The following is an 18,249-nucleotide window of genomic DNA, read 5'->3' as shown; positions in this document are numbered from 1 at the left end:
GGGGATTCAGAATGAACAGAATGGAGTTTCGTTATTTACCGATGACAGAGCAAGATGAGCGTGACATGTTGCAGACGATTGGCGTCGAGTCGATTGAGAACCTACTCGAGGATATTCCGGCATCGCTTCGGGAGACGGCTTCTTTGGCGGCCATCGGTGCCCCGCTTCCGGAAGTCGACCTTGTTCGTCACATGACGAAGCTGGCCGAGAAGAACGTGCACACGAAATCGACTCCGAGTTTCCTCGGGGCCGGCATGTACGATCACCTCTCACCGAGCGTCATGAACCATATGCTGCTCCGTTCCGAGTTCTATACAGCCTATACACCGTATCAACCAGAAATCTCGCAAGGTGAACTGCAAGCGATGTTCGAGTTCCAGACGATGATTTGTGAATTGACGGGGATGGACGTGGCCAACTCGTCGATGTACGACGGCATCACGTCACTCGCCGAAGCAACGTATCTTGCGAGTGCCCATACGAAGAAAAAGCGTGTCGTCGTATCGGGAGCGGTCCATCCGGAAGCGAAAGATGTCATCCGCACATACGCCGGTGGGCCTGGTCTCACAGTCGAATATACGGACGTGAACGCCGGCGTGACCGACTTGTCTGACATCGATTTGACGGACGCTTCGTGTCTCGTCGTCCAATATCCAAACTTTTACGGTCGTGTCGAGGACTTGGCAACACTCGCGAAAGCCGCGCACGAAGCCGGCGCCTTGTTCGTCGTGTCGAGCAATCCGCTCGCGCTCGGGATTTTGGAGTCACCAGGTGCGCTCGGTGCCGACATCACGGTCGGTGACGCCCAGCCGTTCGGGATCCCGCAAAGTTTCGGCGGTCCTTCATGCGGATACTTCGCCGTCAAGAAAGCGCTCATGCGCAAACTTCCAGGTCGCCTCGTCGGTCAAACGGTCGATGAGGATGGGAAGCGCGGCTTCGTCTTGACGCTTCAAGCGCGTGAGCAACACATCCGTCGTGACAAGGCGACGTCCAACATCTGTTCGAACCAGGCGCTCAATGCGCTCGCGGCATCGATCACGATGTCTGCCCTCGGGAAGTACGGGATTCGTGATATGGCCGTCCGTAACATTCAAACGGCTCATTACATGAAGGAAGCACTCAAGACGGCTGGGTATGCGGTAGTCGATGAAGGACCGATGTTCAATGAGTTCGTCGTCGACTTCGGGGTCGATGCGGATCACGTGTCGCGTCATCTGCTCGAGGCCGGCATCATCGGCGGTTTGCCGCTCGGCTCGTATGAGACAGAACGTAAGACGCAAATGTTGCTCTGTGCGACGGAGCTTCGGACGAAAGAAGAAATCGATTTATTTGTTGAAGTGGTTGGGGGGATGAACTGATGCAACACGAACAAACGTTAATTTTCGAGGTGTCTCGTGCTGGCCGGACCGGCTACAACTTGCCGACACCGACCGTGCCTGAAGTCGACTTGGATACGCTCTTACCGGCGTCGATGATTCGTCAAGAAGCGGCCGAACTTCCGGAAGTGTCTGAATTGGATGTCGTGCGCCATTATACGTCGCTGTCGACACGTAACCACGGCGTCGATTCCGGCTTCTATCCGCTCGGCTCGTGCACGATGAAGTATAATCCGAAAGTGAATGAAGATATGGCCCGCCTCCCTGGCTTCGCCCATATCCATCCGTTGCAACCGGTCGAGTCGATTCAAGGTGCTCTCGAGCTCATGGTCGATCTGCAAGAACAACTTGCCGAGATCACGGGTATGGACGAAGTCACGCTTCAACCGGCAGCCGGGGCCCATGGGGAATGGACCGGTCTCATGCTCATCAAGGCGTTCCATCATCACAACGGTGATTTGGGACGGACGAAAGTGCTCGTGCCGGATTCGGCGCACGGGACGAACCCGGCCTCGGCCGTCGTCGCCGGCTTCGAGACGGTGACCGTCAAATCGGATGAGCGTGGGCTCGTCGATTTGGAAGATTTGAAGTCGAAAGTCGGGGCCGACACGGCGGCGCTCATGCTGACGAACCCGAACACGCTTGGTTTGTTCGAGGCCGATATTTTGGAAATCGCCAAAGTCGTCCACGAGGCCGGCGGGAAGCTCTATTACGACGGCGCCAACTCCAATGCGATTTTAGGGATCGCCCGTCCTGGGGATATGGGCTTCGATGTCGTCCACTTGAACTTGCACAAGACGTTCACAGGCCCGCACGGTGGTGGCGGTCCGGGATCAGGACCGGTCGGAGTGAAGCGCGACTTGATTCCGTATTTGCCGACGCCGATTGCGCGCCGTGCCGAAACGGGCTTCACGCTCGATTATGACCGTCCGCAATCGATCGGCCGCATCAAACCGTTTTACGGCAACTTCGGCATCAACGTCCGCGCCTACAGCTACATCAAGACGATGGGTGCGGAAGGGTTGACGCGCGTCTCACGTGAGGCGGTATTGAACGCCAACTATATGTTCGCCCGCTTGAAAGACGCGTTCGACGTCCCGTACGATACGTTCTGCAAGCACGAGTTCGTCCTGTCTGGCAAACGTCAGAAGGCGCTCGGCGTGCGTACGCTCGACATCGCCAAACGATTGCTCGATTTCGGCTACCATCCGCCGACGATTTACTTCCCGCTCAACGTCGAAGAGTGCATCATGGTCGAACCGACGGAGACGGAATCGAAAGAGACACTCGACGCCTTCTGCGACGCGATGCTCCAAATCGTCAAAGAGGCAGAAGAGAATCCGGAAATCGTACAGACGGCCCCGCATACGACGGTCGTCAAACGACTCGACGAGACGCTCGCTGCTCGCAAACCGGTGCTCAAATACGAACGACGCCAGCCGTCGTCCATCAATTAACGAATCGACCCGCTCGCGAATCGCGAGCGGGTTTTTATGTGCGGATATAGTTGGGTGACCTAGGTGGTTCGAATGATTGTGGTCGGAAGGATTGCGTTATTGTTGATAAAACGCCTGTAGACGCTCATTCAATAGCTCGGCCACAAAAATGTCCCCGTTGGCATTGACGGCAATGTCATGGGCGATGCGGAGTTCTCCCTCCTTTGTCCCCCAACGTCCGAAACGTTCAAGGATCTTGCCTTGTCGATTGAGGATGACAATCTGGCTGTTGGGGTCGTCTTGTTTTCCATTCAAGTAATCTCCGCCATCAGCGACATAGACGAGTCCATCGTCACCGACCTCAATTCCATACGGGCGTCCAAGTTCAGGGGCATCCCACGTGTCCACGTGGTTTCCTTGATGGTCGAACACTTGAATGCGGGCATTGTCCCGGTCAGCTACATATATATGTTGCCCATCGCTAGAGATGCCGTGCGGTAAGTTGAATGAACCCGATTCGTTCCCGAGTTGATTGACTTCCCACTCCATTACCCCGTCTGAATTAAACTTTGCAATCCTGCTGTTCCGATAACCGTCCGCCACAGCGAAAGAGCCGTCTTCGAAAACAGTCATGTCGGTCGGTCTTGCGAACTGATTATAGTCGAGCGGGAGGGGGAAGTTTGGGAGGACGTTTCGAATTCGTAAACCGATTTCTGTACCGATGCCGTACGGCTGTCCGAACGTCTTGAGGACACTCCCCTCGGCGTTCAATTTGAAGATTTGGTTCAAACTGATATCCGTGATCCAAATCTGACCCCGGTCATCGACCTCGAGTCCGTGAGGGGATTGAAACAGTCCGTCACCGAGTCGACGTTTTACCTCCATCGTCTTGCCATCGAGGACAAGTAAAGTCGGCTCCTCGATGAACGTGTCCCCGCCATAAGAGCCACTGCCGCGATGGAGATAATAGATGTCCCCATCCGGTCCGACGGCGACGCCGCTCGCTTCCCCGGCCATACTGGCATCCTGCTCGTTTTGGGGCCATACAGTCTTCGGCAAATAGGTCTCGGATGATGCTACTGTGTCGTATGAATCTTTGAAGATTGGTTCGCTTCCTCCGAGTGACAGATAAAATAAGATTGAAGTGAGAGATGCAGCAATCACCCCGATTTTCATCGCGTGATGTCGATTCATGGTCATGTCGCCCCTTATTGTTAATGTTCAGTTGTTAGTGTACGAAAGTATGGTTGACATTTATATCGTTCCTGAGGTTGAGATTGGAATCGGTCGTAGGGGAAATTCCGATCCATGGAACTCGATGAATCGTCACCGTTCCTGTTGGAGGATGTGATGGTCAAACGTATAAAGAAAACCCCGAATGATGAGCCTGGAGAGGCGTGTCATTCGGGGTTGACTCGATGCGTGTAGCGGGATCAGTCTTTTTTGACTTTCCCTTTCCAGTTTTTGAAGCCGCCGTCGAGCATGTAGATGTCCGTATAACCATTTTTCATGAGCAGCTTGGCCGCTTGGTTCGTACGTGACTTGCCTTGGCAATACATGAGGATCGGTTGATCTTTGCGAAGTTCTTTCATACGCAGTTTCATTTGTCCGACCGGGATGTTGCGGGCGCCGACGATGTGGCCTCCCTTATACTCGTTCGGTTCACGCACGTCGATCAATTGACCTTTACGGAGCGACGCACGAAACTCTTCTTGCTTCATTTTCTTCAAACCGCGAGCCGGCAAGAAACGCCAGACGATGTATGCGATGAGCGCAGCCCATAGGATGATGACGAGGATAGTTTCGATTCCCATTGATGTTCTCCCTTTCTCTAATAAGTTTCACCAACATCCATTATAAAGAATATAAGGTCACGAGACAATGATTGACTGATGGATTTCCCCGTTCTGCTTTCGGTTTGCAGGTCGTTGCGTTAAAATAGAGGTTGCAGAACGGAACATAAGGGGAGGCCACGCCCATGCCGACACCGAGTATGGAAGATTACTTAGAACGAATTTATTTGCTGATGGTCGAGAAAGGATACGCCCGCGTGTCCGATATCGCCGAACATTTAGGGGTGCATCCCTCCTCTGTCACGAAAATGGTGCAAAAGCTCGACCGGGAAGACTATTTGATTTATGAGAAATATAGAGGTCTCATGCTGACGAACAAAGGCCAAAAAATCGGGAAGCGGCTCGTCGAACGGCATGCGATGCTCGAGTCCTTCCTGCGCTTGATTGGCGTCGACGAGGCTCACGTCTATGAGGACGTCGAAGGCATCGAGCACCATTTAAGTTCGAATACGCTCGACTGTATGACCCAATTCGTTGAGTTTTTTGAGGACAAGCCGGAACTGATGGCACAGTTTCACGCGTTTCAAGAGTTGAACCGGACCGAAGACGAGTAAATGTAAACGACCGCGACCGATGCATCGAATCGGAAGCGGTCTTTATTTTAAGTGAATATTGTTAAAAACCGAACGATGACTTCAAGTTCATAAAGAAAAGTCTATTTTTAAGCTATTTTTATGATAGAATGGGTGCTGGTAAGAATCATAAGGGGGTGACGGCGAACAATCGCCGACATAATGGATATTCAAATCAAAGGGAAGCTGTTTGATGAAGCACAGATCAAACAACGTGTGGCGGAACTCGCCCAACAAATCGAGCGCGATGCGGCCGGGACACCGATCGTCCTCGTGGCCGTCTTGAAAGGGTCGCTCGTCTTCGCAGCCGACTTGATGCGCGAGATGACGGGCAGTGTCCAACTCGACACGGTCGCGACGTCGTCGTACGGGAAGAAATCGGTCTCGAGCGGGAACGTCCAACTCCGTAAAGATTTAGATCTCGATGTCGAAGGGAAGTACGTCGTCATCATCGAGGACATCATCGATACGGGACAGACGCTCAAATTCTTATGCCAGCACATGACGTTGCATCAACCGGGTGAATTGAAGATTTGTACGTTGCTCGATAAACCGGCCCGCCGCCTCGTCACGTTGGATGCGGACTATGTCGGTTTCGAGATTCCGGACGAATTCGTCATCGGCTATGGCATCGATTACGCCGAGCAATATCGCAATCTGCCGTATATCGGCTTCGTCGAGACAGAATGAAAAACGAACCAGGCCATATGCGGCCTGGTTCGTTTTTACATATTGGCTTTCTTTTTCTTCTTGCCTTTCTTGCCTTCGATGACGGTCAAGTGAGGGGCGTCACTGCGATGCGTCGAACGGGTCGGCCGCTTCGACAGTTTCGTCACGTTCGAACCGGGCTTCACTTTCTTCTTGGCCGCCGTGGACGGTTTCACTTTCGGGTTCGCGCCCGGACGTTGCATCCGTTTTTTCGAGGCTTGGGCGGTCTTCCGGTAACGCACATCCTCAGCCGAGATTTTCGGCGCCATGAACAATCGGTAAATCACATAGAAAATCAACCCGAAAATCCCGATGAAGAGCAACTGTCTGAACAATCGACCGGGGTCGGTCGCGAGCATATGGCCGACACCGATGAAACCTAAGATGAACACGATCGTGGCTGCGGTCGAGCCGATTCTTTGTCTGATCATGGTGCTTTCCTCCTCTTATCCCTCTCTTTGCACGGCCGGTTGACCTAGTTCTGAACGTTCCCATGTCTCGAACGCCTCGATGGCGACACGGATTTGTTCGTCATTCGGTTCGCGCGTCGTCAACAATTGTAAAGACAATCCAGGCTTGCCGAGAACGGACAAGAAGCGATGTTCGCGGAAGCGGTTTGTGAATTGGAGCACCTCGAACGAGATGCCGATGACCACTGGCAACAAAGCGATGCGGCTGACGAGTCGGACCCAGAGGGGGTCGATCGGGACGATCATGTAAACGCCGATGCCGACGAAAACGGTGAATAAGATGAAACTCGATCCACAACGATAGTGGAGACGCGAGCTCGCCCGAACGTTATCGACGGTGATTGGTCGTCCGGACTCATAACAGTTGATCACCTTGTGCTCGGCCCCGTGGTATTGGAACACGCGCCGGATCAGTGGCGTCAAGGAAATCAAATAGAGGTAACTGAGCAACAATACTAATTTTATTCCCCCTTCGAGGAGGTTTTGAATCACATGACCGGACAATGCGGGCACGCTTTGGAACATGGCGGCAAGAAGAGCCGGGGTGACGTTGAAAATCAGCTTGCCGAACACGTATGAGAGGACACCGACGATGGCAATCATGACGACCATCAAGATGTTCTGTTTTTTCTCTTCCGGCTTTGTCGCCTCGTCCTCACTCGGGTCGACGTCATAACGATCGCTCGCGAACGTCATGTGGGCCGAACCGTTCTTGAGCGATTCATAGAGTGCGACCACACCGCGCAGGAATGGGACTTTTTTTAACGATTGGATCCACGGCACGAGAATGCGGGGCTGCTGGAACGTCTCGATGGACCCGTCTTTCCGTCGAATCGCCGAAGCGCTCTCGGCGCGTCCTTGAAACATGACGCCTTCGACGAGCGCCTGGCCGCCGACGGGAATCAGTGGTTTAGTTTTCATGTCATTTCCTCGATTCCTACAGTTATATAGTTGAATTATACCGTGATTCACGTAAAAAACGAAACCTCACGAACGTCGATTGTCGCACGAACCGTTAAATTTGTTACAATAGAGGCGACTTGACGAACAGGGGGGAAGACTTGTGCATATACTCGTCTTAAATGGGCCGAATTTGAATCTACTCGGGAAGCGGGAGCCGGACGTATACGGTGACGTCTCGTTGAAGGGATTGACGGCAGAGCTATTGCTCGCCGCCCCGGAGGATGTTCAGTTGACGTTCGTCCAATCCAACCATGAAGGCGAATTGATTGATGCGCTCCATGAAGCATACGATTATGCGGGGGTCATCTTCAACGCGGGGGCGTACACGCATACGTCGATTGCGCTCCGGGATGCCATCGCCGCCATCAAGGCCCCGGTCGTCGAAGTACATATCTCGAACGTGCATGCACGGGAGTCGTTTCGTCATGAATCGAAACTTGCCGCCGTCTGTCTCGGTGTCATCAGCGGTTTCGGCTTGACGAGCTATACGCTCGCGTTGCAGGCATTGCTCGCACATTGGAGGAATCGACATGATTGAACGGGTCAACAAACTGCAAGCTCAGCTAGAAGCGAACGGCATCGACGGATTGCTCGTGACGAAACGGGAAAACATCCGCTACTTATCTGGTTTCACCGGGTCGAGCGGTGTCCTCATGATCACGGCGCAGTCGGCGAGCTTCATCACGGATTTCCGTTACACGGAACAAGCCGCGAGCCAAGTGAAGGGCTTCGACATCATCGAGCATAAGACGTCGCTCATCAAGTCGGTCGCAGAAGTCGTGACGGAGCAAGCGGTGAAGCGTCTCGGTATCGAACAAGACGACATGACGGTCGGTCAGTTCCGGACGTATGAAAAAGAAGTCGCAGCCGAGCTCGTCGAGACGTCAGGTATCGTCGAAAAGCTACGCTTGATTAAGGATGAGTCAGAGATTAAGATAATGAAGGAAGCCGCGGCGATTGCGGATGCGGCGTTTGCGCACATCCAGACGTTCATCCGTCCTGGGCGGACCGAAAAAGAAGTCGCGAATGAACTCGAAATGTTCATGCGGGCCCAAGGTGCGGACTCATCTTCGTTCGATATGATCGTTGCGTCAGGGCATCGATCGGCATTGCCGCACGGTGTGGCGAGCGACAAGGTCATCGAGGCCGGTGAGCTCGTCACGCTCGATTTCGGTGCTTACTATCAAGGGTACTGCTCGGATATCACACGTACGCTCGCCATCGGGGACATCTCGGACGAGTTGCGCACGATTTATGATACGGTGCTCCGGGCTCAACTCGCAGGTGTCGAGGGCACGAAAGCCGGCATCACGGGAATCGAGGCGGACGCGTTGACACGTGACGTGATTAAAGACGCGGGATACGGTGAATACTTCGGACATTCGACAGGACACGGTCTCGGCATGGAAGTGCATGAGGCACCAGGATTGTCGTTCCGTTCGGAGACGGTACTCGAGCCGGGGATGGTCGTCACAATCGAACCAGGAATTTATATCGCCGGCATCGGTGGTTGCCGCATCGAGGATGACGTGGTCGTCACGGAGACGGGGAATATCCGTCTCACGCAGTCGCCAAAAGAGTTAATTACGATTGAGGCTTGAGTCTCAGCTCATTTTAGGAGGAAATCAACATGGTATCAGTTAACGATTTAAAAACAGGCTTAACGGTCAAGACGTCTGACGGTTCGATTTGGCAAGTCATCGAGTTCCAACACGTCAAGCCAGGTAAAGGTGCGGCCTTCGTCCGTACAAAAATGCGTAACTTGCGCACGGGCGCGATTCAAGAGACGACGTTCCGTGGTGGTGAGCGCATCGAACGCGCGCACATCGAGCGGAAACGCATGCAGTACCTCTATCCGATGGGCGACACGTACGTGTTCATGGACACAGAGTCGTATGAACAGCTCGAATTGACGGGCGAGCAAGTGAAAGCGGCGCTCCCGTACATGCTCGAGAACATGGAAGTGAGTATCGCTGACTACGACGGCGAGATTCTCGGTATCGAGCTTCCGACGACGGTCGTCTTGACGATTGTCGAAGCCGATCCAGGCGTCAAAGGCGACACGGCATCGAACGTGAAGAAAAACGCGACGGTCGAAACAGGGCATATCATTCAAGTGCCGCTCTTCATCGAGCCAGGCGAAAAAGTGACGGTCGACACGCGCACAGGCGAGTTCACAGGCCGCTATAACGGGTAAATCAAAGGGTGTCCATTCTTCGGAATGGGCCCTTTTTTTGTCGTTGCATTCACTGGTCTGACCAGTTATAGTAGAGTAGAGATTAGTACCAGGTATAAACAGGGGGTTATTTCATGCAAATCGAACATATTAAAGAGCTGATCACATTACTCGATCAGACGTCCGTTCACGAGATGGAACTCGAGACGCCGGAGTTTAAACTTTCATTGAAAAAAGAAGCGGCCCCACAATTCGCCGCCACTCATACACCGATCGTGCACGCGGCCCCGGTCGCAGCACCTGCGCCAGCCGTCGCGACAGAACAAGACGCGGCACCAACGTCTGCGCCTGCGCCGAGCAACTTGCGCACGATCACGTCACCGATGGTCGGGACGTTCTATTCGCGCCCGGCACCGGACAAAGACGCTTACGTGCAAGTTGGCGACCGTGTCGAAGCCGGACAGGTCGTCTGTATTCTAGAAGCGATGAAACTTTTCAACGATGTCGAGACGGAAATCAGCGGAGAGATCGTCGAGATCCTCGTCGCGGATGGCGATTTAGTCGAATACGGCCAAGCGCTCTTCAGCGTGAAGTGAGGTATGTATGAAACTACTCATTGCTAACCGTGGAGAGATCGCGGTCCGTATCATCCGGGCCGCGAAAGAGTTGAATATCCCGACGGTCGCCGTCTTCTCGGAAGCGGACCGCGAGGCGCTACACGTCCGTCTGGCCGATGAGGCGTATTGCATCGGTCCGAACCCGTCGAAAGACTCCTATTTGAATATCCCGAACATCTTGTCGGTCGCCTGCGCGGTCGATGCGACGATGATTCATCCGGGTTACGGCTTCTTGGCCGAGAACGCCGAGTTCGCCGAGATGAGTGAGGCGTGCGGCATCCAGTTCGTCGGACCGAGCAGCTATGCGATTCGGAAGATGGGCATCAAGGACGAGGCGAAACGAACGATGATCGAATCGGGCGTTCCGGTCGTCCCGGGGTCGAGCGGTGTCGTCACCGACGAGGAAGCGATTGAACTCGCCCGTGAAATCGGCTATCCGGTCATCATCAAGGCGACGGCCGGAGGCGGCGGACGTGGAATTCGTGTCGCTTTCGACGAAACCGAGCTCGTGAAAGGGCTCGCCGACACACGTAAAGAAGCGAAGCAGGCGTTCGGCAACGGCGACGTCTATTTGGAGAAATATATCGAGTCGTTCCGCCACGTCGAGGTGCAAGTGCTCGCCGATCAATACGGCAACGTCATCCACCTCGGGGAGCGGGACTGTACGATTCAGCGCCGGATGCAGAAGTTGGTCGAGGAAGCACCGTCTCCGGCAATCGATGAGACGACCCGTCAAGCGATGGGTGACGCGGCCGTGAAAGCGGCCAAAGCGATTCAGTATTCGGGTGCGGGTACGATCGAGTTCATCTACGTACCGGAAGTGAACGAGTTTTATTTCATGGAGATGAACACGCGGATTCAAGTCGAGCACCCGGTCACCGAAATGATCACCGGCTTCGACCTCGTTCAAGCACAACTCGAAGTCGCACTCGGCCATCCGCTCGCCATCAGCCAATCGGATATCGCGTTCAGCGGTCACTCAATCGAGTGTCGCATCAACGCGGAAGACCCGTTTGCGGATTTCCGTCCGATGGCCGGAAAAATCGATCAGTATATCGTTCCGGGCGGCATGGGCGTCCGGGTCGACAGCGGCCTCTATGCCGGTGCCGTCATCCCGCCGTTCTATGATTCGATGGTGGCGAAACTGATCGTCCATGCACCGACTCGTGAAGAGGCGATCGCGAAGATGCTGCGCGCCCTCGACGAGTTCACGGTATCGGGCATCCACACGACGATCCCGTTCCATCAGCAAGTCATGGCCCATGAACGTTTCCGTACCGGGGCGTTCGACACGAAATTTGTCGAAAAAGAAATGACGCTCACGAAATGACCTTGACCAGGAAGCCCGAACATTATTTGGGCTTCCTGGTTTTTTGTACTGAATTTATGGAGGCTTTATGCTAAACTATCACAATGAAAGCATGCAAAAGGAGAGTATCTGAATGAAACGTCATGAAGCACGGGAAAAAGCGATTCAAACGCTTTTTCAAATCGAAGTATCAAAACTTGAGGTAGACGAGGCCATCGAATTTGCCCTCGATGGCATGGACTCCGATCCATTCTACGAACAACTCGTCGTTGAGACGTTAGAAAAGAAAGACGAGATTGACGAATTGCTCATCGAAAACTTGAAAAACTGGAGACTTGATCGTCTCGGAAATGTCGAGCGGACGATTCTCCGTATGGCGACGTACGAGTTGCTCTACGTCGAGACAATTCCGGACAAAGTGACGATCAACGAGGCGGTCGAACTCGCCAAGTCGTTCGCCGATGAGGAAGCGGCCAAGCTCGTCAACGGCGTACTCGGGAATATCATCAAAGCGTAAGCGAACAACTTAAATAAATAGAGAAGACACCACACCAACTACAGAGAAACCTAAGACAACGGGGGATGAGAGAGATGGCAGTAGTGATCGACGGGAAACAAATCGCAGCATCATATCGGGAGACGTTGAAAGAACGGGTCAGTGCGCTGCGCGCGCGTGGCATCGTACCGAAACTGAAAGTCATTTTAATCGGGGATGATCCGGCGAGCCACAGCTACGTCCGGGGGAAAGAACGGGCGGCGGCTGATATCGGCATCGATTCGCAAGTGATTCGCTTCGATGACTCGATTTCAGAACGTGAAGTGCTCGAACTGATTGATTCGATGAACGCGGACGACGAGTTGCATGGGATTCTCGTGCAATTGCCGTTGCCGAAGCATATCGACGAGAATCGCGTCATCATGCGCATCTCAGCGGACAAAGACGTGGATGGGTTCCATCCGACGAACGTCGGGAAAATGATGCTCGGTCTCGAGACGCTATTGCCATGTACCCCGCACGGGATTCTGCACCTCGTCAAGACGCAGACCGACCTTGTCGGCAAGCACGTCGTCGTCGTCGGTCGCAGCCAAATCGTCGGGAAACCGGTCGGGATGCTGTTCTTGAACGAATCTGCCACCGTGACCTACTGCCATTCGAAGACGAATGATCTCGGGGCGATGACACGGCAAGCCGATATATTGATTGTCGCTGTCGGTCGGGCCGGTCTCGTCACCGCTGACATGGTCAAGCCTGGGGCGATCGTCATCGATGTCGGTGTCAACCGCGTCGACAGCCGTCTCGTCGGCGACGTCGACTTTGCAGGTGTCCGTGATGTCGCGAGCGCCATCACCCCTGTTCCGGGTGGTGTCGGCCCAATGACAATCACGATGCTCATGCACAATACGGTCGAGGTCGCCTCCCGTGGCTAATCCGATTCAAGTTTCCGAAGTCGTCCGCTACGTGAAGCGACAGCTCGATGATGACCCGATTCTGCAACAACTTGCTGTCATCGGCGAGATTTCGAACTTCAAACGGTACGCCTCCGGGCACTGTTATTTTACCCTCAAAGACGAATCGTCGCGGATGAAGGCGGTCATGTTCTCTCGTGACGCCCGGACGCTCAATTTCGAACCGAAAGACGGGATGAATGTGATTGTCGTCGCCCGCGTGACGATGTACGAGTCGACAGGCGATATCCAGCTGTACGTCGAACTGATGCGACAGGACGGTATCGGGATGTTGTTCGAACGGTATGAGGCACGAAAACGTGAGCTCGAAGCGAAGGGGTGGTTCGCAGCGGAACGGAAACGCCCGCTGCCAGCCTTCCCGGAGCGAATCGGGATCGTCACCTCACCGAAGGGAGCGGCCCTTCACGATATCGCCACGACGCTCAGACGACGTGCGCCGCACGTGGCCATCACGTTCGCGCCCGTCGCCGTCCAAGGTGATCAATCCGCCCCCCAAGTGGCGAGTGCGATTCGATGGATGAACGAACGCACCGATTGCGACGTATTAATCGTCGGCCGAGGTGGCGGTTCGATTGAAGAGTTATGGGCGTTCAATGAGGACGTCGTCGTCGAGGCGATTCACGAATCTCGGATTCCAGTCATCTCGGCCGTCGGGCACGAGACCGATTTCACGTTGGCTGACTTTGTCGCCGACGTGCGGGCCGCGACGCCGACGGCTGCGGCAGAGCTCGCGACAGCGACAATCGAAGCGCAACGAAAAGACGTCGAACGGTTGACGGACCAGTTGACCCGGTCTGTCACAAATCAGATGTCGTCGATTCGGGAACGGCTCGGTCGGGCGACGAACAGTTACGGCTTAAAGTCGCCCCGCTTCACGCTCACACAAAAGCGGGAGCGGTTCGAACAAGCCGAGATTCGGCTCGAACAAGGTGTCACGAAACAAGTGACGCATGCCAAACATCGTCTGGCCCAGTCCCAGCAACAGCTCGATGTCCGGAAGCTGGCGCAGACGCTTCGTCGCAACGAGGAATCACACCGTCAGTTCGACGGTCGCCTCAAACGCATTCGGCCACTCGAACGACCGACTGACCGCTTCGCAGCTCAAGTCGGTCGCTTGAACGCGGTCAGTCCGCTCGCCGTGCTCGCTCGAGGATATACGTTCATCGAGCAGGACGGGATGTACGTGAAAGATGTCAAACAACTACATGACGGCTTGGTGACAATCCGGTTTCGGGATGGCCACGCCGTCGCGGAAGTGAAGGAGAGACATGATGGCGAAACAACAAGCAGAACAGACGTTTGAAGCGGCGCTCGCCCGCCTCGAGGAAATTGTGACGCAACTCGAGACGGGAGAAGTCGCCCTTGAAGAAGCGATGACGCTCTATGAGGAAGGTGTCCGCTTGTCGGCACTCTGCCAGGCCAAACTGACGGCGGCGGAACAGAAGATGGATGAGATTCTCGAACTCGACGGGACGCTCCGTGAAAAGGGTGGCACCGTATGAGCGCGCAAGCCTATCTCCAAGAGTGGAAGCAGGAAGTGGAGACGGCGACGCGCCGTCTCATCGACGCGTCGTCGATGCCGGAACGTTTATTCCAATCGATGACGTACTCGCTCGAGGCAGGGGGGAAACGGATTCGACCGGCTCTCCTTTATGCCGTCCTCGATACATATGGTCGTTCACGGGCGCTCGGTCATGATGCGGCCGTCGCTCTCGAGATGGTCCACACGTACTCCCTCATCCACGACGACCTTCCGGCGATGGATGATGATGACGTAAGGCGCGGGCGTCCGACGAATCATCGTCAGTTCGATGAGGCGACCGCGATTCTCGCAGGTGACGCCTTGTTGACGGACGCGTTTCGGATTCTGGCCCATGCGGAGCTCGAACCGGCGAAGAGCATCTTGCTCATCGCCCGCTTCAGTGAAGCGGCAGGCAGCGCCGGCATGGTCGGGGGGCAGCTCGATGATATGCTCGCCGAAAAACGCGCCGGCGTGTCGCTGGCGACGTTGCAATCGATTCATGAGCGCAAGACGGGGGCACTGCTCGTCTACGCCCTAGAGGCGGGCGCGATTTTGGCTGACGCCCCGGTGGCAGACCGACAGGCGCTCGTTCGCTTCGGGAACCATCTCGGGATCGCCTTCCAAATCCAAGACGATATTTTGGACGTCGAGGGAGACGAGGCGCTCATCGGCAAGCGGGTCGGTTCGGACGAAGGCAACGATAAAGCGACTTATCCGAAGCTGCTCGGGCTCGATGGGGCGAAGCAAGCGCTCGAACGGGAAGTCTTGGCAAGCGAGGCCGCATTGGCCGAACTATCGGTCGAGGCCCCCCGTTTGCGAGAGCTTCTCGATTTCGTCGTGCAACGCAATCATTAATCTCGGTGACACGATGAGCACATCGTGTCACCTTTGTTTTTGTGAATGTATAGCATCTATCGACACATTCTTGTAAAATGTAAGGTACGAATCAGTAATAAGACAGGAGAAAGGATGGTCATCATGGACTTGACATCCATTCAAGACCCGTCATTTTTAAAAAGGATGTCGGTGCCCGAGTTAGAAGCACTCGGCGCGGACATCAGACGGTTTTTGATTGAAAAATTGGCAGAAACGGGGGGGCACTTGGGGCCAAACCTAGGGGTTGTCGAATTGACGCTTGCCTTGCACCGTGTATTTGACAGTCCGAAAGACCAACTCGTATGGGATGTGGGGCATCAAGCCTACGTCCACAAAATTTTGACGGGACGGACGAGCCAGTTCGACACGCTCCGCCAATACAACGGCTTATGCGGGTTCCCGAAGCGTTGTGAGAGCGATCACGACGTCTGGGAGACGGGCCATAGCTCGACGTCGTTGTCGGCCGCGATGGGGATTGCCATCGCCAACGAATTGAAAGGCCGCACGAACGACCGGGCCATCGCCATCATCGGGGACGGGGCGCTCACGGGGGGAATGGCGCTCGAAGCACTGAACCATATCGGCGCAGAGAAACAAAACGTCATCGTCATCTTGAACGACAATGAGATGTCGATCGCCCCGAACGTCGGTGCGATGCACAATATGCTCGGCCGGATGCGCTCGTCGCGTAAATTGAAACACGCCCGTGAAGAAGTCGAGACGCTCATCAAACACATCCCGATCGTCGGCAACTCGCTCGAACGGAGCGGGGAACGTGTGAAGGATATGCTGAAATCAGCGCTCATCCCGGGGACGTTCTTCGAAGAGCTCGGATTCACGTACTTCGGACCGACAGACGGGCACGATTTACGCGACCTGCTCGAGACGCTCGAGTACGCCAAGAAAATCGATGGACCGGTCATCGTCCACGTCATCACGAAAAAAGGCAAGGGCTATCGCCCGGCCGAACTCGATGGTGTCGGCACGTGGCACGGCCTCGGACCGTATAAAATCGAGTCGGGAGAAGTCATCAAAGGCAAGGTCAAAGGACCGAGCTATTCGAAGGTCGTCGCTGAGACGATCACGAAAGTCGCCGAGACGGACGAGCGCGTGACACTCATCACACCAGCGATGAGCGTTGGCTCGAAACTCGATTGCTTCAACAAGCGCTTCCCGGAGCGGATGTTTGACGTCGGCATCGCCGAACAGCATGCGGTCACATTGGCCGGAGGACAAGCGACACAAGGCTTGAAGCCGGTCGTCTCGATTTATTCGACGTTCTTCCAACGCGCCTATGATCAACTCGTGCATGACATTTGCCGTCAAAACTTGAACGTCGTCTTCACGATCGATCGTTCCGGTCTCGTCGGGGCGGACGGGGAGACGCACCAAGGGGTATTCGATATTGCCTTCATGCGCCACGTCCCGAACATTCGCATCTTGATGGCGAAAGACGAGGAAGAGTTGCAACATCTCGTCTATTCAGCGCTGAAGTATGACGACGGTCCAATTGCCGTCCGCTTCCCGCGTGGAGAAGGAATCGGTACACCGATGAGCGAGACGCTCCGCGAATTGCCGCTCGACGTCTGGGAGACGGTCGCTGATGGGACGGACGTCGCCATCTTGACGTTCGGCCCGCAAGTGCAAGACGCGCTCGAAGTACGCGCCCTGCTTGAAGGACAAGTGAGCGTCCGCGTCATCAATGCTCGGACGATTAAACCGCTGGACGACGCCATGCTCACCGCTTTATATGCGGAAGGCATCCCGCTCGTCACGTTAGAGGAAGCAGCGCTTGCCGGTGGCTTCGGCAGCAGCGTGCTCGAACATGCGAGCGACGCCGGGCAGTTCCCGCGTGTGCTCCGCCTCGGCATTCCGGACCGCTATATCGAACATGGCGGCGTCAATCAGCTGCTCGAAGAAATCGGGCTCCGACCGACGCAAATCGCTGACTCGGTTCAGCAGTTCGTTCAAGTGACAAATCGACAGAATGTGTGAGGAACTATGGAAAAACGAAAGAAAACTAGATTAGATGTTCTCCTCGTCGACCGCGGGTTAGCGGAGACGAGAGAGAAGGCGAAGCGGTCTGTCATGGCCGGGCTCGTCTATAGCGGGACCGAACGGCTCGACAAGGCGGGCGACAAAGTGTTCGACGACATCCCGCTCGAAGTGAAAGGCCAAGTGTTGCCATACGTCGGACGGGGCGGACTGAAGCTTGAGAAAGCGCTCCACGTCTTCCCGTTCGATGTGGCAGGTAACATCGGCATCGATATCGGCTCATCGACAGGGGGGTTCACCGATTGTGCGCTCCAAAACGGGGCAACGCAGATGTATGCCGTCGACGTCGGCTATAACCAGTTGGCATGGAAACTTCGGAGCGATGACCGCGTCGTCGTCATGGAGCGGATGAACTTCCGCCATGCGACCGCGGACCAGTTCCCGGTGGCGCCGGATTTCGCGACGATTGATGTCTCGTTCATCTCGCTGCGGCTCATGATTCCGCCGTTGAAGACGATTTTGAAGCCCAACGGCATCGTCATGGCGCTCGTCAAACCGCAATTTGAGGCCGGGAAGGCCGATGTCGGTAAAAAAGGCATCGTCCGGGACCGGGCCATCCATGAACGGGTCGTCGACGACATGGTCCGTTACTTCGCCTCGGAAGGATTCGAAGTTGCGGGACTCGACTTTTCACCGATCACCGGTGGGGATGGGAATATCGAATTCTTATTGTTCGCCCGGTTCACCGGTGTCGGCAGTGTCGACCCAGCCATCGACGTGGACGCGGTCATCGACGCCGCCCACGCGCAATTGAAGAAGAACGCTTGAGCTGCAGACGAAACGTCTGCAGCTTTTTTATGCGTGGAGGCGACCGACTGGGGAAATCATCCTGCGAATGCTAGACCTTTT

The 18,249-nt window shown here is 55.0% G+C and carries 20 protein-coding genes; 16 read left to right on the top strand and 4 right to left on the bottom strand.

Annotated elements, in window-relative coordinates; translation table 11 throughout:
• Positions 1–20 precede the first annotated feature (20 nt).
• On the top strand, positions 21–1,358 hold the full coding sequence (gene gcvPA, locus KNO58_RS08965) for an aminomethyl-transferring glycine dehydrogenase subunit GcvPA (RefSeq protein ID WP_214753500.1): 1,338 nt from the start codon (positions 21–23) through the stop codon (positions 1,356–1,358).
• A complete protein-coding gene (gene gcvPB / locus KNO58_RS08960) occupies positions 1,358–2,833 on the top strand; it encodes an aminomethyl-transferring glycine dehydrogenase subunit GcvPB (protein WP_214753216.1) in 1,476 nt (491 codons plus the stop codon). Before gcvPA ends, gcvPB begins: the two co-directional genes overlap by 1 nt.
• Positions 2,834–2,929: 96 nt before the next feature.
• Here gcvPB and KNO58_RS08955 read toward each other — a convergent pair whose 3' ends face one another.
• Together KNO58_RS08955 and KNO58_RS08950 are read right to left on the bottom strand one after the other, a co-directional pair.
• A complete protein-coding gene (locus KNO58_RS08955) occupies positions 2,930–4,006 on the bottom strand; it encodes a peptidyl-alpha-hydroxyglycine alpha-amidating lyase family protein (RefSeq protein ID WP_251026163.1) in 1,077 nt (358 codons plus the stop codon).
• Positions 4,007–4,245: 239 nt separating this feature from the next.
• Positions 4,246–4,620 carry a rhodanese-like domain-containing protein gene (locus KNO58_RS08950; protein ID WP_081637957.1) on the bottom strand — a complete coding sequence of 125 codons (375 nt, stop codon included), beginning with the start codon at positions 4,618–4,620 and terminating at the stop codon, positions 4,246–4,248.
• 170 nt (positions 4,621–4,790) lie between these two features.
• On the opposite strand from KNO58_RS08950, the gene mntR reads away from it, so the two are divergent.
• Together mntR and hpt are read left to right on the top strand one after the other, a co-directional pair.
• On the top strand, positions 4,791–5,219 hold the full coding sequence (gene mntR, locus KNO58_RS08945) for a transcriptional regulator MntR (RefSeq protein ID WP_214753214.1): 429 nt from the start codon (positions 4,791–4,793) through the stop codon (positions 5,217–5,219).
• A gap of 180 nt (positions 5,220–5,399) precedes the next feature.
• The gene (gene hpt / locus KNO58_RS08940; protein WP_029595267.1) at positions 5,400–5,927 is read left to right on the top strand and encodes a hypoxanthine phosphoribosyltransferase; all 528 of its coding nucleotides are present in this window, start codon (positions 5,400–5,402) and stop codon (positions 5,925–5,927) included.
• Between the two features lie 35 nt (positions 5,928–5,962).
• On the opposite strand, the gene KNO58_RS08935 is transcribed toward hpt, so the two are convergent.
• Positions 5,963–6,376: an SA1362 family protein gene (locus KNO58_RS08935; RefSeq protein WP_214753211.1), complete on the bottom strand. Its 414-nt coding sequence runs from the start codon at positions 6,374–6,376 to the stop codon at positions 5,963–5,965.
• Between the two features lie 15 nt (positions 6,377–6,391).
• Positions 6,392–7,336: a DUF1385 domain-containing protein gene (locus tag KNO58_RS08930; RefSeq protein WP_214753209.1), complete on the bottom strand. Its 945-nt coding sequence runs from the start codon at positions 7,334–7,336 to the stop codon at positions 6,392–6,394.
• Between the two features lie 142 nt (positions 7,337–7,478).
• Between KNO58_RS08930 and aroQ the strand changes: the two genes are divergently transcribed.
• The 12 genes from aroQ (at position 7,479) to KNO58_RS08870 (ending at position 18,168) form a co-directional block, all read left to right on the top strand.
• Entirely contained in the window at positions 7,479–7,916 is a 438-nt protein-coding gene (aroQ, locus tag KNO58_RS08925) for a type II 3-dehydroquinate dehydratase (protein ID WP_128122294.1), read from the top strand.
• Positions 7,912–8,979: a M24 family metallopeptidase gene (locus KNO58_RS08920; RefSeq protein ID WP_312845871.1), complete on the top strand. Its 1,068-nt coding sequence runs from the start codon at positions 7,912–7,914 to the stop codon at positions 8,977–8,979. The genes aroQ and KNO58_RS08920 overlap by 5 nt, the downstream gene beginning before the upstream one ends.
• Before the next feature lie 29 nt (positions 8,980–9,008).
• Entirely contained in the window at positions 9,009–9,575 is a 567-nt protein-coding gene (gene efp, locus KNO58_RS08915) for an elongation factor P (protein WP_021067706.1), read from the top strand.
• A 113-nt stretch (positions 9,576–9,688) separates the two neighbouring features.
• A complete protein-coding gene (gene accB, locus KNO58_RS08910; RefSeq protein WP_214753205.1) occupies positions 9,689–10,150 on the top strand; it encodes an acetyl-CoA carboxylase biotin carboxyl carrier protein in 462 nt (153 codons plus the stop codon).
• Positions 10,151–10,157: 7 nt separating this feature from the next.
• Positions 10,158–11,501 carry an acetyl-CoA carboxylase biotin carboxylase subunit gene (gene accC / locus KNO58_RS08905; protein ID WP_214753202.1) on the top strand — a complete coding sequence of 448 codons (1,344 nt, stop codon included), beginning with the start codon at positions 10,158–10,160 and terminating at the stop codon, positions 11,499–11,501.
• 112 nt (positions 11,502–11,613) lie between these two features.
• The gene (gene nusB, locus KNO58_RS08900) at positions 11,614–11,997 is read left to right on the top strand and encodes a transcription antitermination factor NusB (protein ID WP_214720370.1); all 384 of its coding nucleotides are present in this window, start codon (positions 11,614–11,616) and stop codon (positions 11,995–11,997) included.
• 74 nt (positions 11,998–12,071) lie between these two features.
• Positions 12,072–12,908, top strand: a complete 837-nt coding sequence (locus tag KNO58_RS08895; protein ID WP_214753200.1) for a bifunctional 5,10-methylenetetrahydrofolate dehydrogenase/5,10-methenyltetrahydrofolate cyclohydrolase — start codon at positions 12,072–12,074, stop codon at positions 12,906–12,908.
• Positions 12,901–14,250 carry an exodeoxyribonuclease VII large subunit gene (gene xseA / locus KNO58_RS08890; RefSeq protein WP_214753198.1) on the top strand — a complete coding sequence of 450 codons (1,350 nt, stop codon included), beginning with the start codon at positions 12,901–12,903 and terminating at the stop codon, positions 14,248–14,250. Before KNO58_RS08895 ends, xseA begins: the two co-directional genes overlap by 8 nt.
• Positions 14,219–14,449, top strand: coding sequence for an exodeoxyribonuclease VII small subunit (gene xseB, locus KNO58_RS08885; RefSeq protein WP_029595272.1), 231 nt, complete (start codon positions 14,219–14,221; stop codon positions 14,447–14,449). Before xseA ends, xseB begins: the two co-directional genes overlap by 32 nt.
• Positions 14,446–15,324 (top strand): polyprenyl synthetase family protein, encoded by an 879-nt coding sequence (locus KNO58_RS08880; protein ID WP_214753196.1) that lies wholly within the window; start codon positions 14,446–14,448, stop codon positions 15,322–15,324. The genes xseB and KNO58_RS08880 overlap by 4 nt, the downstream gene beginning before the upstream one ends.
• A 123-nt stretch (positions 15,325–15,447) precedes the next feature.
• Positions 15,448–17,340, top strand: a complete 1,893-nt coding sequence (gene dxs, locus KNO58_RS08875; protein ID WP_214753193.1) for a 1-deoxy-D-xylulose-5-phosphate synthase — start codon at positions 15,448–15,450, stop codon at positions 17,338–17,340.
• A gap of 6 nt (positions 17,341–17,346) precedes the next feature.
• Positions 17,347–18,168, top strand: a complete 822-nt coding sequence (locus KNO58_RS08870) for a TlyA family RNA methyltransferase (protein ID WP_214753191.1) — start codon at positions 17,347–17,349, stop codon at positions 18,166–18,168.
• Positions 18,169–18,249: the final 81 nt, after the last annotated feature.

Origin of the sequence: Exiguobacterium sp. J17977, assembly GCF_018616375.1 — a bacterium.
Classification (GTDB): domain Bacteria; phylum Bacillota; class Bacilli; order Exiguobacteriales; family Exiguobacteriaceae; genus Exiguobacterium; species Exiguobacterium mexicanum.
Note: the sequence above shows the minus strand (reverse complement) of the source record. Positions and strands in the feature narration are given on the sequence as shown.

Bases quoted from the DNA above. Each gene is read 5' to 3' on its own strand.
- gcvPA (WP_214753500.1), top strand. From the start codon at position 21: ATGGAGTTTCGTTATTTACCGATGACAGAGCAAGATGAGCGTGACATG.
- gcvPB (WP_214753216.1), top strand. From the start codon at position 1,358: ATGCAACACGAACAAACGTTAATTTTCGAGGTGTCTCGTGCTGGCCGG.
- KNO58_RS08955 (WP_251026163.1), bottom strand. From the start codon at position 4,006: ATGAATCGACATCACGCGATGAAAATCGGGGTGATTGCTGCATCTCTC.
- mntR (WP_214753214.1), top strand. From the start codon at position 4,791: ATGCCGACACCGAGTATGGAAGATTACTTAGAACGAATTTATTTGCTG.
- hpt (WP_029595267.1), top strand. From the start codon at position 5,400: ATGGATATTCAAATCAAAGGGAAGCTGTTTGATGAAGCACAGATCAAA.
- KNO58_RS08935 (WP_214753211.1), bottom strand. From the start codon at position 6,376: ATGATCAGACAAAGAATCGGCTCGACCGCAGCCACGATCGTGTTCATC.
- KNO58_RS08930 (WP_214753209.1), bottom strand. From the start codon at position 7,336: ATGAAAACTAAACCACTGATTCCCGTCGGCGGCCAGGCGCTCGTCGAA.
- efp (WP_021067706.1), top strand. From the start codon at position 9,009: ATGGTATCAGTTAACGATTTAAAAACAGGCTTAACGGTCAAGACGTCT.
- accB (WP_214753205.1), top strand. From the start codon at position 9,689: ATGCAAATCGAACATATTAAAGAGCTGATCACATTACTCGATCAGACG.
- accC (WP_214753202.1), top strand. From the start codon at position 10,158: ATGAAACTACTCATTGCTAACCGTGGAGAGATCGCGGTCCGTATCATC.
- nusB (WP_214720370.1), top strand. From the start codon at position 11,614: ATGAAACGTCATGAAGCACGGGAAAAAGCGATTCAAACGCTTTTTCAA.
- KNO58_RS08895 (WP_214753200.1), top strand. From the start codon at position 12,072: ATGGCAGTAGTGATCGACGGGAAACAAATCGCAGCATCATATCGGGAG.
- xseB (WP_029595272.1), top strand. From the start codon at position 14,219: ATGGCGAAACAACAAGCAGAACAGACGTTTGAAGCGGCGCTCGCCCGC.
- KNO58_RS08880 (WP_214753196.1), top strand. From the start codon at position 14,446: ATGAGCGCGCAAGCCTATCTCCAAGAGTGGAAGCAGGAAGTGGAGACG.
- dxs (WP_214753193.1), top strand. From the start codon at position 15,448: ATGGACTTGACATCCATTCAAGACCCGTCATTTTTAAAAAGGATGTCG.
- KNO58_RS08870 (WP_214753191.1), top strand. From the start codon at position 17,347: ATGGAAAAACGAAAGAAAACTAGATTAGATGTTCTCCTCGTCGACCGC.